Here is a 16217-nt window from a genome sequence, read left to right as displayed (position 1 = left end):
TGTTGCCTGGAGGGCATAATGTTATTAAAAGATTTTAAAAAGAAAGTTGAAGTTCTCCCTTTAGATGAAGCTAACATCTTGAGAGAATTGTATATCGATAATTTTATTGATAAAACTAAGGAAGGCTATAAAAATAATATATCTGTAAGAAAATTGTTTCCTGATGGATATTGTTATACAGGATACTTATGGGACTATCTTAAGAAATATCAAAGAATTACTTTTCAATCATTGATAAATGAACTCTCAAATAAGAAATCAGTATTAGTTTTGTGGGATATCCATTCAAGCAATAGAATTATTACAAATGATTATTGGAAATTTGGTAAAGACAGCGTTGTGAGAATAGATACGAAATATTTAATTGAAGGTATAGATTATTTTCCTGAAGATATTTATATTTTTGATGATGATTTTTTATGGACATACATAATTACGCATGAAGATGACGGTAAACGTAGAATTTGCTTAAAAGTATAACAGCTTGTATAGTAAATTTGAATCGGAGGACGATTTATGGACAAAATAAAGTGGGATACGAATATGTTTAATGTTGTTAAGAAATTTATGGATGAGCTTAATCCTATGGGTTTATTACCACATGCCCCAGAGCATGAGTATGATATTGAATTCAAAAAGATTGCAAGTCAAATTATCAAAACAGTACTATAAACGAGATAGCTGAGATGATATCAATATGTTTCTGAAGAATTAAGCTTTTCAATAAGGAGTATGATAAAATGCTAATAGAAGTTCAAGCAGATATATTTGATAAATTCCATGATGGGAGTTTTACAAAGTTTTTAAGATGCAATGAAGATGTTGATTTTATAATAGATATTCAGTATTTGGCCGAGACAGTAAATTCAAAATTTACTTCATTTAGTGGAAAGCTTAAAAACTGTTCAAAACTTGAATTTATTGTATGGGGAAAAGAATTTGAGGCTATTGATGATTTAAAAACATTAGGGACATTGGATTTAGAGATAATATCTGCAAAAGTAATTGATAACAAAATAGCTATCGAATGCAATACATATGATGGTAATTGTGGAGGGGATTTAATTCTGATAGCTGATGATATAATGATATTTGATGAAAGTGGAAATGAGATTATTTATGATGAGCTAAATAATATAAGTCGTCGCTATTGGAATGGTCTTCATTAAGATTTATTATTAACGAATTTTGGGATTGTTAGATAAGGAAGGTAGTCATTCTATGATTTGTAATAGGAAAATGCAAGAGCTGTTAAAACAAACAAACCAAAATGACATACCAATAGCAAAGACCTTGTCTATATGGGTAAAGAAAAACGATATAGGAGAGACATTTTGGGGTGTGGGAAATTTCTGTGGATGTGTCGGAAGAAAACCAACATCTATCCATGGTAAAAAACTAACTGACTTAGAGTGGGATGGTAATGAAATCAATATCAATAGGTGGGATGCTGATAAAAGCAATATAAAAACACCGTGTATACTAATAGATGTTGTGAGTGATGCTTTTTCGATAGTTATGGAGTTGAAATCTCATTTAGAGAATGAATATGCTGATACGTGTTTTGATATTGTATTATCTGTATCCGAAGGAGTTGCAGATGTTTCACCATCTGCAACAATTAGATTTTATGCTGTTAGAGATTCATACAGCTATATTTATCCAGATGCTAATAATCTTGAAGAATTCAATCAGCCCATATTAATTGAGCTGGTTAATTATTAAATTTATTTAATTCATAAAATAAATTATCTTATCAATCTATCTGCATAGTAGATTTAATTGGAGGATTTTATGGTAAACGATAAATATAATGTTTGGATAGAAGCAGAGGAGTGGGCAGTTGGCGAGTGGGATATTCATAATGGTAATACAGATGTTATAGTTGAATTTGATAATGAAAAAAGATGGGTAGCATCTTTCTTTACCTACAACAATATTAGTAAAATTGTAGAAAAGAACAAAAGCACAGGTGAATGTTTAAATGGAAAATACTTTTGGTCATCAGATATGATACTTGTAGATGAAGTTAGTAGACAAAGAATACAGGAAGTTATACAGTTTTTAATTAATGAGGGTGAATTTGAGCGTATTTTTAAAATAATCAATGATTAATAAACGTTCCTCAATATTTACAAATAAGTCATTAATGTTAGAAATTATGAGGTGATTTGAAAGAAGGAAAAAACTGATATTACAAAAGCACTTGGTATACAACCTTTTCGTTATTGGAAAAAGGGGGATAAAAGAAAGAATGGAACACAATATCAGTTTTCTTCAAGTTGGAGGCAATGAAGCAGCAGGTGACATTAATACAAAAATGAATAATGATTAGATTAAGGCGGTACGAGAGTGTACCGCCTTTTAAAATTTAAAATACATTTAAATGAGATATAATCACATTTGAATGTTGATTTTATTTGAAAAGTGGGTATAATAGAATATAGAATAGAAGGTGAGGTAGATACCATGTTAATACAGTTCAATTTTAAAAATTATAAATCCTTCAGAGACGAAGCTACATTAGACCTATCAGCAGCTAAAATGACTGAATTTTCAGATCGTGTTGTTTGCATTGGCAGTGAGAAAATTCTTCCGGTTTCAGCAATTTATGGAGCAAATGCCAGTGGTAAGTCAAATGTCTACAACGCATTTGAATACATGACGGAATATGTGGTGGAATCATTTAAGTACGGAGACGAAGAAGAAAAATTTACAGAATATAGACCGACTCCATTTTTGTTTGACAGCAAATCAGAAAATGCAGAATCTAGTTTTGAAGTTTATTTTACAACCCCTGGTGATAAAGCGGAAAAAACATATAACTATGGATTCTGCGTTGGTAAAGTGGGAATTACAGAAGAATGGCTAAATGTAAAAGCAAAAACAGCAAGAAAATATAGTCCTGTATTTTATCGTTCAGAGGATACTTTAGATCTGACAGGTATTCCAAAGAATAGCAGAGAGAATATTGAAGTTGCTTTAGAAAAGCAGGTTCTGATTGTATCCTTGGGTGCAAAACTAAAGATTGCAAAATGTAAATCAATCCGTGATTGGTTCTTCACAAATCAATTTGCAGATTTTGGAGATATGATTACTAATTTCTTCATGTCAAGGAGATTGCCAAAAGAGTTCGTAGAAGATAAAAACGTGCAAAAGAAAGTAGTTGAATATTTTGCATCTTTTGATGAAAACATTAAAGACTTCCGTGTTGAAAAGATACCAGCGGAGGGAGACTCAAAAGAAGATATTTATAAAATTAATGCGATTCATAAAAAGATCGACTCGGATGAAATGGCAGAGATTCCATTGGCTATGGAATCCGCAGGAACTTTAAAAATGTTTGCTTTATATCCAGAGCTACAAGAAGTAATCAACAAAGGAAGCGTGTTCTTTATTGATGAATTAAATGCACGATTACACCCGCTACTGGTAAGAAACTTTATTCTTACATTTCTAAATCCACAGATAAATGTAAATCATGCACAGTTGGTATTCACAACGCATGATACCTGGCAGCTATCGAATCAATTGCTTAGACGGGATGAAATTTGGTTTACTGAAAAAAGTCATCAAGGAATATCGACCTTATATTCACTAGCGGATTTTGTGGATGAAGATGGAACTAGAATCAGGAAGGATGAGAGCTACGAAAAGAATTATTTGATTGGTAAGTATGGCGCAATTCCAACCTTAAAGAGCATTGACATTTTTAAGGAGGGTTAAGAGTGGCAAGAAACGAAAGAACAGGTAATAGAAAAACAAGGGAACAACGCAAAAAGGTCAGAATACCTGAATTGGGTTATTATTTAATTGTTACCGATACAGAGGCTACAGAACGATGTTATTTCAATGGATTACGAGATGATTTGCCAGAAGATATTCAAGGTAAATTAGTCATAAGTGTAATTGAAACTAAAACCCGTGAAATGATAGATAAATGCATGGAATTAACAGCATATGAAGCACAGTATCGCATGCCTTGGATTGTGTTTGATAGAGATCAAGTGAAAGATTTCGATGCAATTATCCGAGAAGCAAAAGAAAAAGGAATCGGAGTAGGCTGGTCGAATCCATGTTTTGAAATTTGGTTGTACGCCTACTTTGGTTCCATGCCTGCATTGCGTGAATCATGGACGTGTTGTTCTGAATTCGGGAAAGTGTATGAAAATAGGACAGGACAAAAGTATTCCAAAGCGGACAACGACATGTACAGTAGAATTAGCAGGAATGGTGATGAAGACAAAGCCATCATAATTGCACAGCAGAAACTGGCGCAGTGTATAAGAGATGGAAAAGTAAAACCATCGGAGATGTGGCCGTGTACAACGGTGCATGAGCTGGTGGGGGAGATACAGCGGAAGGTAAAATAACATATGGCAAAAAAACAGATGGCATATTATAAGACAGTAACTGGTTATAAACCTGTGCATATATATCAAGCAATAAAAATGAAAAATTCATTGATAAAAAACAGAGACGAGAATTTAGAATTTTATGATACACCTAATGACACGGTTGCTGAGAGAATAAATAATGAAATCGTACAATAGATAGTGAAATGGAATAATACAACGTATCTTTTTCCTCTTATTTTTCTTACCTTTAGTGTAAGTGAAAATGAGGGGATTTTTTATTGCATAGGAGCGTTTCCAGCAAAGCTGGACCATACCAGTCGGTGCAAGTCCGACTACGGTAATCGCCAGTGAACCGTATAGTCAAACTCGGTGCGTTGCAGTAATGTAGGGTGCTAAGCGAGAGGGTAAGGTAACTTCAATAGAAGTGCTAACAATCATGCAGACCGTAACATAAAGTGAATTCTGCCGTATCGTAAAATAAACTGCTCTGAAAAGAGGAGAGTTGAGGAAGTCGAGCCTTGTCCTATTAGGCGAAGACCATGGAAGATGAGAAGATGCTGGAAGCGCCATTGATAATTCTTCGGTATATGGGAAGCGGTATGTATGAAAGGTGTGGTTCGGGACTGGGGAGACCCTACCTACCACCATGTGGTAAAGAAGATGCGTATAAGCAGAGCGAAATCGTATTCTTGGAGGAGGGAGTCTACGAGGAGATTATTTATGGAGAATAATGAGCTTGACCTAATTTACATATAATGGAAAATATGCTATATTTATTGTACCAGGGGTTACTATATACCTGTAATAAAACTTTGATAAATCAAAGTTTATACAAAGAAAGGGGTATAAGAATGAAGGGATTATTAAAAAAGACAAGTATTATTCTACTCGCATTTTTACTGTTAATTAATTTAACGACAGCTCCAGTTTATGCAGATACAGCTCTTTTCGTTATTGAAAGCGAAAATGTGGAACTATCTTCCGAACTTCAGGTAACAACTCAGATTTACGGAGAAGAAAAACCCGGATACTCAGGAGAGGGATTTGTCTGGATGCAGAATTCCGGCACATTAACTTTTAAAGTAAATGTACCGGAAACAGGAATGTATACCATATCAACCCGGTATATGCAGGAATTGAGTACGGAGGGCAGGCTTCAATATCTGGCGGTTAATGGAATTAATAAGGGTTCCTATATGCTCCCCTACACTACAGTGTGGTCAGATTATGACTTTGGCATTTTTAAATTAACCAAAGGCAGTAACACAATACAGATCAAAGCAGGCTGGGGATTTGCTTATTTTGATACTTTTACTGTAGATTATGCTGACCTGGACAATCTGGATGTAGAGCCTGTTCTTTCTGATAGTCAGGCAACACCGGAAACACAGATTCTTATGAATTATTTAACGGAGGTTTACGGAAATAATATAATCTCTGGACAGCAGGAAATTTATGGTAACGGAAATAACGGAGATATGGAATTGGAGTTTGATTGGATTCACGATTTAACAGGAAAGTACCCAGCAATCAGAGGCTTCGATTTTATGAACTACAATCCGTTATATGGTTGGGAAGACGGGACAACAGCCCGTATTATAGACTGGGTTAATAACAGAGGTGGTATTGCTGCGGCATGTTGGCATATTACCGTACCTAAAGATTTCACATCTTATAAGCCTGGTGAAGCAGTAGACTGGACAAAAACCACCTATAAGCCCAGTGAAACAAATTTTAACACGGCTAATGCTGTTATTCCCGGTACAAAAGAATATCAATATGTGATGATGGCAATTGATGATTTGGCACAACAGCTGCTTCTATTGCAGGATAACAACATACCGGTTATTTTTAGACCTTATCATGAAGCGGAAGGAAACGGCGGTGAAAATGGAGAAGGTGCGTGGTTCTGGTGGGCTTCGTCAGGAGCGGGAGTTTATAAACAGTTATGGGAATTGCTGTATACAGAGCTTACTCAAACTTATGGAATACACAATTTGATTTGGACTTATAACAGCTATGTTTACAACACATCCGCTGCCTGGTTTCCTGGTGGACAGATGGTGGATATTGTAGGGTATGATAAGTACAATACTATTTACAACCGCTATGATGGATTATCAGGCGTACCAAATGAAGATGCTATTTCCTCGATCTTCTATCAGCTGGTTGATTTAACGAACGGTGAGAAAATGGTTGCAATGACGGAGAATGATACCATACCAAATGTTAAAAATCTTACAGAAGAAAAGGCCGGCTGGCTTTATTTTTGCCCATGGTATGGCGAGTATCTCATGAGTTCTGCCTATAATTATCCTGAAACGCTGATTGAGCTTTACCAAAGTGATTATGTAATTACATTGGATGAACTGCCGGATTTAAAGAATCATGAGGATACGCCAAATGCATCCATTACACCTACGAGTGCTGAATTTGATAAATATGTGTCTAGTCAAAATGATATTGCAATTTTAATTAATTCTAACGGCAATACATTAAATTCACTAAAAACAGGTGGAGCCACATTAAATTTAAATACGGATTATACGCTAGATGGAAATAAGCTTCTCCTAAAGCGGGAGTTCCTATCCCAGTTGTCAGTAGGGGAACATCAAATCATCTTTGACTTTGATAAAGGAAAAGATCCTGTTTTAGAAATCACGGTTTTAGATTCAACACCAAGTTCTGTAATCGCTCCTTTAACTGCAACTTTTGATAAAGCGGAAGATAAACAGAAGGATATTACTGTTTCAGTCACCTTTAACGGATATCAGCTTGTAAATATTAAAAACAATGACGATACACTGGTATTAGACAGTGATTATACGGTATCGGATCATACTATTGTCCTGCTAAAATCCTATCTTTCCACGCTGCCCCTAGGGGATAATAAGATAACGTTTCATTTCAATGGAGGAAATAATCCGATATTAACTTTGAAGGTGGTTGATACGGCTAATCCCGTAGTAACCGGAGACTTAGCGGTGCAAGCCTATAACGGGAATACGAGTGCCTTGACCAACGGAATCTCTCCCCGATTCAAAATAATTAACACAGGTGATTCAGTCATTAAACTTAGTGATATAGTACTACGGTATTATTATACAATTAACGGTGAAAAAGCACAGAATTTTTGGTGTGACTGGGCAAGTATAGGAAGTGCGAACGTAAAGGGTGAATTTGTTAAGCTTGCTAGTGGGGTTACAGGGGCGGATTATTATCTGGAAATAACTTTTACAGCATCGGCTGGAACACTTAAGCCGGGAGAAAGCGCAGAAATTCAAGGGAGGTTATCAAAATCAGATTGGTCAGATTACAACCAAGTTGATGACTACTCGTTTAATGCATCAAGTAATCAATACGTAAATACGGATAAGGTAACAGGATATATTAATAACAATCTTGTTTGGGGAATTGAGCCATAATTCGTAAAAGAAAATAAGCATTATAAGATGGTTCTTGAATACGCTTAAGCTATTACTTCCATTCTGCCAGATAGCTTGGCTGTTAGTTAATGCTGAAATTCATAAAATGCAAACCTAACAATAATTAACCCGATGAAAAAGTAAATAAAATCAAGAGGCGAAGTCTTTCGGTCAACTTATGACGGATAGGCATCGCTTCTTTTTTATTTAGGCTTTTCAAAATGAAATGAGGGGTCCATTAAAGAACCTGTTTTATAAGTTTAAGTATATCGAACTGCATAGCGAGCCTTGTCTGGAATGGCAGGCAAAAGCGATTAAGGCTGTATTTGGCGATCAAATTATGCTGTGTGTATAATTCAAATGAAATTAACTTTATTGCCGCCAGCCGTGAGTGCGGACACCTTCATATACTAGAGGACAATGTATTTGTGGAATTGATTCCTTCAATACAGCAGGGTATCCAATCAAAAAAAGTTGTAGTAACCGGGCTCAATTATTTTGATACACCGTTATGAAATCGGAGATTTAGCCCATACCCATATTGGGGATACCGCATCCTTGGCGCTTATGTTAGAAAAAGGGAAAATTTTTTATCAAAATTATGCAAAACATGTTGTAGATAACGCAAAAGCTTTGGCAGGAACAATGATAGAAAATGGGTTAACAGTATATTTTCAATCCTCACATCAGGTATGGATTGATTGCGGAAATATAAACATTACGGAAGCAATCAATGAATGTTTTTAAGAGCAGAAAATTAAATTTATATGATAAAAGTATATTAAAAGATTTAATAGACAAGCAGAATGAAGATAAAGAAATAAGCATGTACAACTTATATAATCTGCTGGAACGATGCTTCGGAGCTAAAAAATCCCTGATAAAAAGTACACCTTGACAAAAATTTGATTATAATGGAAAATAATAGTAAATATATACAATAAACTATTATTATGTATCTAGAGGGATAAAATAAGTGAGAAAAAAGAGGGATAATAAAAAGATAGGTAAAGCATTTAAATGCTGGAAGAATATAACGGCAGAATAAAAAAGTTTACAAAAATATCAATATTATACCAATTTTTCTGCAGTATAGAATATCTTTTTTTTTCTGTTGTTTATTTAAGATTTTTATTGTATTGTATTGACCACAATGTCAGGTATGAAATAATATTGTTGAGCTTTTTGGGAATCGCTTTATTAATTGGAGTAATCCGGTTTTACAGTGGCTGGTACGAACTCCTTAGCAGACCGGTGGAGTGTAGTAAGATAGAACGAAATTTCAGTAAATTAATTTTTGAAAAGATAAATTCTATGGATTTGAAACAAATGGAAAATCCAAAGCATTATGAAGAGTATCAAAAAGTAATGAATACGGCGCAGAGTAAGATTATTAATTTTCTGGACAATTTATCCGGCTTGTTTGGAAAGTTACTTATGTGCTTACTGGTTATTTCCGTATTATGGACCATTGATAAACCTGGTTTGCTTATACTGGTTTTACCTGTTAGTACAACTTGGTTTATTGGAAAAAAGTATAATAAGGAAAAGTATGACGCAGACATGGAAAAGCTCCAGGGTACCATTCGGAAAGAATATGTAAAAAGATGTTTTTATAGTAAAAAATATAGTTATGAAATTAGAATGACTGGAATAAGTAATGCGTTAAGGAAGCTGTATGATGAAGGAATTACAATTATAAATAATGTTAACATTAAAAGTGGAAAAAAGCGTGTGAAACTCTCTTCCTTGTTTGAATTATGTAAAAATAGAATTCCTTTTAGTTTAATCTTAGCATATGGTGTATACAAAGTTATGATTACAAAGACTATGGGGGTATCGGATATATCAGTCTTATTAATAGGTCTCGTTAATTTAAGTGATAAAATTTCCGAACTTGCAAATTCTTATGTTACTTTAGATGAGAGTAAACGGTACATTTATGATATTGATTTATACCTGAAGAAATATAGCAATGAAAAGGAGGAATTTGGTGAGCAGGTAATTAATGATTTTAAGAATACCATAGAATTTAATAATGTGCAATTTAGTTATGGAAAAGAGAATCAATTCCAATTTAAGGATTTAAACCTGATAATACATAAGGGAGAAAAAATTGCAATTGTCGGTCAGAATGGAGCAGGCAAGACAACCTTGGCCAGCTTATTACTTCAATTATACCGACCTGACAGTGGCAAAATACTTATTGATAATAATGATATAAGTTTATATAACATAGAAGAATACCGGAAGTTATTTACAGTAGTAGAACAGAATTCAAAGTTGTTTGCTATGTCAATTGCTGAAAATATTATTTGCAGGAGTACGAATCAGAAGTACGACACCGAAGTCAAAAAGAGTCTGGAATTTTCAGGATTATTAACAAAGATAGAAAAATATAAAAATGGGATAAATAGTATTTTAACAAAAGAATTTTCCGAGGAAGGTGTAAATTTTTCAAAAGGAGAGCTGCAAAAAATTTCAATTGCAAGAGCGTATGCAAAAAAAGCATCAATTGCCATCTTTGATGAACCTACTTCGGCATTGGATCCCTTAAGTGAAGAGGATATGTTAAATAAGCTGCTTGAATTAAGCAGTGATATGACAACTATATTTATTATGCACCGGATGTCATTTGCTAAAAAAGTTGATCGGATTTTGTTACTGGAAGATGGAAAAATAGTTGAGCAAGGAAACCATGAGGAATTATGAAGCTGAATAAGAAATATGCAGAGATGTTTCGTTTACAAGCATCCAGCTATGCAATGGAGGCGTAAGATGACAAAGAAAAGTATTTTAGAAAATAATTTTTTTGTATTAAGATTTTACTATAAACATGCCCCCGTCTATTCTTTCCTTACAATGTTTAATACTATTTTACAACGGGTAAGTTTTGTACTTCTTTTACAGTATTCCCTTATGTTTGTTATTGATAATATTGAAAAAGGAAAACAATTTAAAAATGTTATAGCAATCATTACCGGTGTTTTTCTGTTTTCAGTTATAGTAACCTTTATTGATCGATTTTTGGTAGATTATTATATGCCAAAAACAACAGAAAAATTAAACAGTATTATGCAAAGTAATTTATTTACCGTATCTAAACATCAAAATGCCGAAAATTATGATAATGCCGAATTTTATTCAAAATACCATGATGCTATGATAAACAGTGAACAAAAGTTATCGGAATGTTTTAATAATATGGTTGATATAATGGCTAATATTGTTAGTGTAGCGTTGTTAGGTGCATTATTTGTAAAGTTATCCACTCCTGGATTGGTAATTATTTTAATTACTTATATTTTATCCTTAATCAATAACATAAAAAATGGGAAATTTACCTATAGCGTTGATATAAAAAAAAGGAGGTTTGAAAGAGAAAATCAGTATATTAATAAAATATTCTATCTGCCGGAATATCTACTGGAATTCGTTTTAGGAAATTTAATTTATAATGGAATATTACTATTCCAGGTAATTAGTTTAAAAACTTTGACAATTGGTGGATTTTCTGCGTTATATTTTGCATCAAGTTCTATTAGCAGTAATATAAGCGGCCTTCAGAGTTCAATAATGAAATTCAGTAAGTTAGCAAATTACATTGATGATATCAGAAAATTTTTAAATACCAGGGAGGAATGGCAAGAAGGTGTATTATTTGATAGTGGCACGAAAGATAATTTTGATATAAAAGATGTAAGTTATAAATACTATAATAACACTGAACCTGCGCTTAAAAATATAAGTATGAACATTCCCTATGGCAATAAAATTGCAATAGTCGGAACAAATGGTGCAGGCAAGACCACATTTGTGAAATTACTGTTACGGCTTTATAAATTACAAAGCGGACAAATTAAACTAGGTCAGCAGCCAATCGAGACAATTGATTTGGAAAGTTACAGAAAAGTTTTCGGAACTGTTTTACAGGAATTTAATATTTATGCATTGCCGTTAATTGAAAATGTAATTATGGACCAAGCTGTAGACCATAGTCTGCAGGATAAAGTGCGTGCCACACTGGAGAATACAGGATTTTTCTTAAATGACAATTTTACGGATGATTTAAATATAAGGCTGACAAATGAATTTGATATTAACGATAAAAGTCTGTCGGGGGGGCAGCAGCAAAAAGTGGCTATATCGCGAGTGCTGTATGAAGAAAAGAATTATATTATTTTGGATGAGCCATCCAGTGCTTTAGATCCGCTGGCTGAATACAATTTTAATAAAACAGTATCAAACTATTCAGAACAAAAAACAGTAATTATGATTTCTCATCGTTTATCAACTACAAAAAATGCGGATATAATCTATGTTTTTGATAATGGAAGTGTTGTAGAGGTGGGACAGCATGACGAATTAATGCGATTAGGTGGTTTATATAAGAAAATGTTTATTGCCCAAGCAGAAAAATATGTATAAATATTATGTTCCATAGCATGAATACTGATTAAAGTGCGAAGGAGGATATAAATGGAGGTATCACTTAAAGACAAGGTAATTAAAGTTACCGGATCTACTAAGGGAATTGGAAAAGCTTTAGCTGAGTCTTTTATGGAAAATGGTGCCATAGTGGTTGTTAATTATCATAAGGATGACAGACAAGCGGAAACAATGTGTCAAAGTAAGCCAATGGCCCTAAGTAACGCAATTATTATTAAAGCTGATGTTAGCAAGGAAAAAGAAGTGATAAGATTATGTAATGCTGCAAAAGAAAAATTCGGAAAGATTGATGTACTAATAAATAATGTGGGTATATGCAGAGATAGCGACATTATAAATATGAGTACTTCTCAATGGAATGATGTATTAACAGTTAACCTAACCAGTGCCTTTATCTGTACAAAGTATGTAGCAAATGAAATGATTACCCAGAAATATGGAAAAATTATAAATGTAGCTTCCCTGAAAGGAATTATCGGCTGTGAAAAACAAATTAATTATTCGGCATCAAAGGCAGGTATGATAGGATTTACGAAATCTCTAGCAAAAGAACTGGGAAAATACAACATATCGGTAAATGCTATTTGCCCAGGGTATATTGAAACTGATCTGAACCGGAATATTACTGAAAAGAAATTCGATGCAAAAAGAAGGAGTACACTGGAGTATAAATATGCTTTAAATGATCTGGTTGCTTTTACAACAGTATTATGTTCTGATGAAATAAACGGAGTTAGCGGACAAGTATTTAATATTGATTCCAGAATTATGTAAAAGATAGAACATCGATGCTGTCAATTACTATTGAAGATAATTATATGTGTATATATAACTCCTTTCAAAATAGTGGGAGATTTTTCATAATTCTAATTATTCTATCAATCAGTGAGGAGTTATATTGTTTTGTTTTGGACCAGATAATAGCCAGTATTATCTATTAACTATTATATGAGGGGGTAACAAGAATGAATAATATAGTAAATATAGTGAAAAAGGAATTATATGAAATGTCCGCAGAGCCAGTATTAAAAACAAATACAATACGAAAAATTTCCGCCAAAATATACCATTCATTTGATGATAAGGAGATTAATACAATTTTTAATCTTTGTGAGCAGTTGCTAGAATGTCATAACTGGGAATTAGGTGTTATAGCTTATGATTGGGCATTTAGAGTCAGAAAACAGTATACTCAAAAGAACTTTCTTACTTTTGAATCGTGGTTATTAAAATACGTAAGTGGGTGGGGGGATTGCGATGATTTTTGCACACATGCATTTGCTGAATTGCTTATACAATATCCAGAATTGTATGAAAGAGCTTTTATATGGACAAGTAATAAGGAATTTTGGGTAAGAAGAGCCTCCGCAGTTATTTTAATTCCCGCAATCTCGCAAGGTAACTATGTTAGTTTCGATCCCTTAAAAATAGCGGATGCTTTAATGAAAGATGAGCATGATTTGGTTAAAAAAGGATTTGGTTGGATGCTAAAAATATACTCAATAAAAGAAAAACAAATAGTTTATGATTACTTATTAAAGAATAAGGAAATTATGCCCAGAACCGCTTTTAGATATGCCTTAGAAAAAATGGATAAAGTAGACAGAGAAATTTTAATGGATAAGTAGTGATATGGAATTATCTAGATGGTATAATATTTGATATATGGGACTGGCACACCATAAGTTGTGGTATTAGAAAATAGGATCAGATAGGAGAGTTCAATGTATGCAAATAATTTACCGGAATGTACCTGTAAAAAAATAAAATGTGTACATCACGGAAATTGCAAGGATTGTATAGAATATCATAAAAACAATAAATATCATGCACTGCCTTACTGCAAGAGAAAAGAAAATAAACAGGCTGATAAGACCAATAGAAAATCTAAATGAATTTATTAATACATAATTCTGTATTATTTGTTACGAATGCGTAAAATAGAGGAAGGGTTTATAGATGGGTACTAATGAGGATATATACAAGAATGATTTAAACATATTGAGAGAACAATCTAAGGACTTAAGACTGGAATATTATTTTAAAGCAGTGGTTAAACCTGATGGTCCAGGTTCGGAGGAATTACGTGAAATACTTGATATAACCGAAGAAGATGGGTGTGAATATCAGGCCAGGAAAGAAAAAGAAGTCAGTATGAAGCCGGTAAAAAAACGTGATCTTGTAGTTCGTGAAGTAGTAAAGCCACTGTTAAAGTCCGCGGGCTTTAAAAACAGGCGTCAAGACTGGTTTAAGGAACTGGAGGATTCCTGGATGCTGATTCATATGCAGAATTCCCAGTGGAACAGTAGTTTAACGGGTGCTTGTTTTGGTTTCTATATAAGTGTTACAAAAAAATCTGATATTAGAACAGAAATTACAGAGCAATGGATTTATAATCAGGGGAAAGATTTAAGCCAGTTTGATTTTCTGCCTTATGGGGGTATGCTGTCACACAATTGCAGCGGGAATATGTATAAGATTGACGGATATCGCAATTATTTGCCCACGGATGAACCAATTGAGAATATATTGACTCAGATTAGACAGGATTTTAAAGAGTATGTGGTTCCCGCACTGCTGGATGTACATAATATCGAATAATGGAAACTGCTGTACCAGACGAAAAAGAAACGTTATGAGCAGAAGGAAAATAACATTCTGAATTTTTTTAAAATGGCAATTATGATGCAATCCGTAGCCGAATGGTCCCATTGGCAGGAGGAATGCGGTTTGACTCAGGAGGATATACTTGTCCATTTAGACTGGGTTGATCGTATGGAACAGTATTCCGCATATCCAGATGGTGATATGAGGTCGAAGATAGTCCGCTATTTTACCTCTAAGTAGCATAGACGTTTACAGGACAATATTTTATAAGGAAGAATGAAATGTTTAAAATCGGGGAATTTTCTAAAATTACACAGATATCCGTAAGAATGCTGCGGTACTATGATGAACAGAAATTACTGGAACCATGCATGATTGACAATCTAAATGGGTACAGGTTATATTCTGCGAAACAGATTGATCAGTTGAATCGAATTGTATTATTAAGAGATATGGGCTTTGGTGTAAAAGATATAAAAGCATTGTTAGAGACATGGAATTCAGAAAATATAAAAATTACACTTATGGAGCAAATGAAAAAGACAGAAGAAAATATTCAATCAGAGAAAAGGAAATTAAAGCAAATACAGGGACTGCTATCTGATCTTGATAATCAGGAAAGGGAACTAACGATTGAGATTATCAGGAAAGCCTTACCAATGCAGCATGTCATGTCAATAAGAAGAATAGTTCCGGATTACTATTACGAGTCAATATTATGGAAGGAATTTGGAGAGGTTCTTAATAATGTCAGGAATATAGATAAACTACAGAGTTTTTCAATCTACCATGATCTTGATTATAGGGAAAAGGATGTGGATATTGAACTATGTGTGGTAGCAGAGGAGTTGAATATACCTGTGAAAAATAAGGAGGTTATTTATCGGCAGGTTGAGAAAGTAGATATGGCAGCTTGTTTTATGATTTATGGACCATATGATAATATTAGCCGTGCCTATAAAGAATTCGCATACTGGCTGGAACGGCATAATGAATATCAAATGCACGGAGAAAATAGACAAGTATGTCATATTTCATGGTGTCATACAAAAAATCCGGAGGAATACATAACAGAATTACAAATACCATTGATATATACTTCAAGCTAAAGGGCAGAGATGCTCTTTTTTTTACTCTTTTTTGCTCTTTTTTGCTCTTTTTTTGCTCTTTTTTTTCTTGACCCTCACACGGTGTGATGGTTTATAGTAGTGGCAGAATAAATTTTTTTCCTTTATTGTTTAAGAGACCGCAGAAGCGGAAACATAACATAACGGGAAGCTGAAAAAAATATAAGAATAGAAAGGATGCCACGCTAAGATTGTTTCAAAGGTTGAAAGATTACTTTCAACGGGAAAGCTTGTTTCACATTTTATTCTGT

21 protein-coding genes are annotated in these 16217 nt (G+C 33.7%); all 21 read left to right on the top strand.

Annotation, left to right across the window (positions count from 1 at the left end):
• Positions 1-18 precede the first annotated feature (18 nt).
• A complete protein-coding gene (locus tag QA584_RS26400; protein WP_278272085.1) occupies positions 19-480 on the top strand; it encodes a hypothetical protein in 462 nt (153 codons plus the stop codon).
• Between the two features lie 36 nt (positions 481-516).
• Complete coding sequence (locus tag QA584_RS26395; protein ID WP_278272084.1) at positions 517-672, top strand: hypothetical protein; 156 nt, start codon at positions 517-519, stop codon at positions 670-672.
• Between the two features lie 68 nt (positions 673-740).
• Positions 741-1169 (top strand): hypothetical protein, encoded by a 429-nt coding sequence (locus QA584_RS26390; RefSeq protein ID WP_278272083.1) that lies wholly within the window; start codon positions 741-743, stop codon positions 1167-1169.
• 52 nt (positions 1170-1221) lie between these two features.
• Positions 1222-1725 (top strand): hypothetical protein, encoded by a 504-nt coding sequence (locus QA584_RS26385; RefSeq protein ID WP_278272082.1) that lies wholly within the window; start codon positions 1222-1224, stop codon positions 1723-1725.
• Between the two features lie 69 nt (positions 1726-1794).
• Positions 1795-2115 (top strand): hypothetical protein, encoded by a 321-nt coding sequence (locus QA584_RS26380; protein WP_278272081.1) that lies wholly within the window; start codon positions 1795-1797, stop codon positions 2113-2115.
• A 78-nt stretch (positions 2116-2193) separates the two neighbouring features.
• Positions 2194-2295 (top strand): DUF4279 domain-containing protein, encoded by a 102-nt coding sequence (locus tag QA584_RS28920; protein ID WP_442870366.1) that lies wholly within the window; start codon positions 2194-2196, stop codon positions 2293-2295.
• 174 nt (positions 2296-2469) lie between these two features.
• Positions 2470-3726 (top strand): AAA family ATPase, encoded by a 1257-nt coding sequence (locus tag QA584_RS26375; protein ID WP_278272080.1) that lies wholly within the window; start codon positions 2470-2472, stop codon positions 3724-3726.
• A gap of 2 nt (positions 3727-3728) precedes the next feature.
• Positions 3729-4373, top strand: a complete 645-nt coding sequence (locus QA584_RS26370; RefSeq protein ID WP_278272079.1) for an RloB family protein — start codon at positions 3729-3731, stop codon at positions 4371-4373.
• Positions 4374-4376: 3 nt separating this feature from the next.
• A complete protein-coding gene (locus tag QA584_RS26365; protein WP_278272078.1) occupies positions 4377-4553 on the top strand; it encodes a hypothetical protein in 177 nt (58 codons plus the stop codon).
• Between the two features lie 344 nt (positions 4554-4897).
• Positions 4898-5089 carry a hypothetical protein gene (locus QA584_RS26360; protein ID WP_278272077.1) on the top strand — a complete coding sequence of 64 codons (192 nt, stop codon included), beginning with the start codon at positions 4898-4900 and terminating at the stop codon, positions 5087-5089.
• A 120-nt stretch (positions 5090-5209) separates the two neighbouring features.
• Positions 5210-7783, top strand: coding sequence for a glycosyl hydrolase (locus tag QA584_RS26355; RefSeq protein WP_278272076.1), 2574 nt, complete (start codon positions 5210-5212; stop codon positions 7781-7783).
• Positions 7784-8109: 326 nt separating this feature from the next.
• Complete coding sequence (locus QA584_RS26350; RefSeq protein WP_278272075.1) at positions 8110-8298, top strand: hypothetical protein; 189 nt, start codon at positions 8110-8112, stop codon at positions 8296-8298.
• Positions 8282-8530 carry a hypothetical protein gene (locus tag QA584_RS26345; protein ID WP_278272074.1) on the top strand — a complete coding sequence of 83 codons (249 nt, stop codon included), beginning with the start codon at positions 8282-8284 and terminating at the stop codon, positions 8528-8530. Before QA584_RS26350 ends, QA584_RS26345 begins: the two co-directional genes overlap by 17 nt.
• The gene (locus QA584_RS26340; protein WP_278272073.1) at positions 8517-8681 is read left to right on the top strand and encodes a hypothetical protein; all 165 of its coding nucleotides are present in this window, start codon (positions 8517-8519) and stop codon (positions 8679-8681) included. The genes QA584_RS26345 and QA584_RS26340 overlap by 14 nt, the downstream gene beginning before the upstream one ends.
• Before the next feature lie 275 nt (positions 8682-8956).
• On the top strand, positions 8957-10495 hold the full coding sequence (locus QA584_RS26335; RefSeq protein ID WP_278272072.1) for an ABC transporter ATP-binding protein: 1539 nt from the start codon (positions 8957-8959) through the stop codon (positions 10493-10495).
• 66 nt (positions 10496-10561) lie between these two features.
• Positions 10562-12211 (top strand): ATP-binding cassette domain-containing protein, encoded by a 1650-nt coding sequence (locus QA584_RS26330; RefSeq protein WP_278272070.1) that lies wholly within the window; start codon positions 10562-10564, stop codon positions 12209-12211.
• A 51-nt stretch (positions 12212-12262) separates the two neighbouring features.
• The gene (locus tag QA584_RS26325; RefSeq protein WP_278272069.1) at positions 12263-13006 is read left to right on the top strand and encodes an SDR family NAD(P)-dependent oxidoreductase; all 744 of its coding nucleotides are present in this window, start codon (positions 12263-12265) and stop codon (positions 13004-13006) included.
• A 191-nt stretch (positions 13007-13197) separates the two neighbouring features.
• A complete protein-coding gene (locus QA584_RS26320; RefSeq protein WP_278272068.1) occupies positions 13198-13860 on the top strand; it encodes a DNA alkylation repair protein in 663 nt (220 codons plus the stop codon).
• A 331-nt stretch (positions 13861-14191) separates the two neighbouring features.
• Complete coding sequence (locus QA584_RS26315) at positions 14192-14833, top strand: DUF4304 domain-containing protein (RefSeq protein ID WP_278272067.1); 642 nt, start codon at positions 14192-14194, stop codon at positions 14831-14833.
• A 72-nt stretch (positions 14834-14905) separates the two neighbouring features.
• The gene (locus QA584_RS26310; protein WP_278272066.1) at positions 14906-15079 is read left to right on the top strand and encodes a hypothetical protein; all 174 of its coding nucleotides are present in this window, start codon (positions 14906-14908) and stop codon (positions 15077-15079) included.
• A gap of 41 nt (positions 15080-15120) precedes the next feature.
• Positions 15121-15948, top strand: coding sequence for a MerR family transcriptional regulator (locus QA584_RS26305; protein WP_278272065.1), 828 nt, complete (start codon positions 15121-15123; stop codon positions 15946-15948).
• Positions 15949-16217: the final 269 nt, after the last annotated feature.

The organism is Anaerocolumna sp. AGMB13025 (assembly GCF_029689925.1).
In the GTDB taxonomy this organism is placed as follows: Bacteria; Bacillota; Clostridia; order Lachnospirales; family Lachnospiraceae; genus Anaerocolumna.
This window is presented reverse-complemented; position numbering and strand designations above follow the sequence as displayed.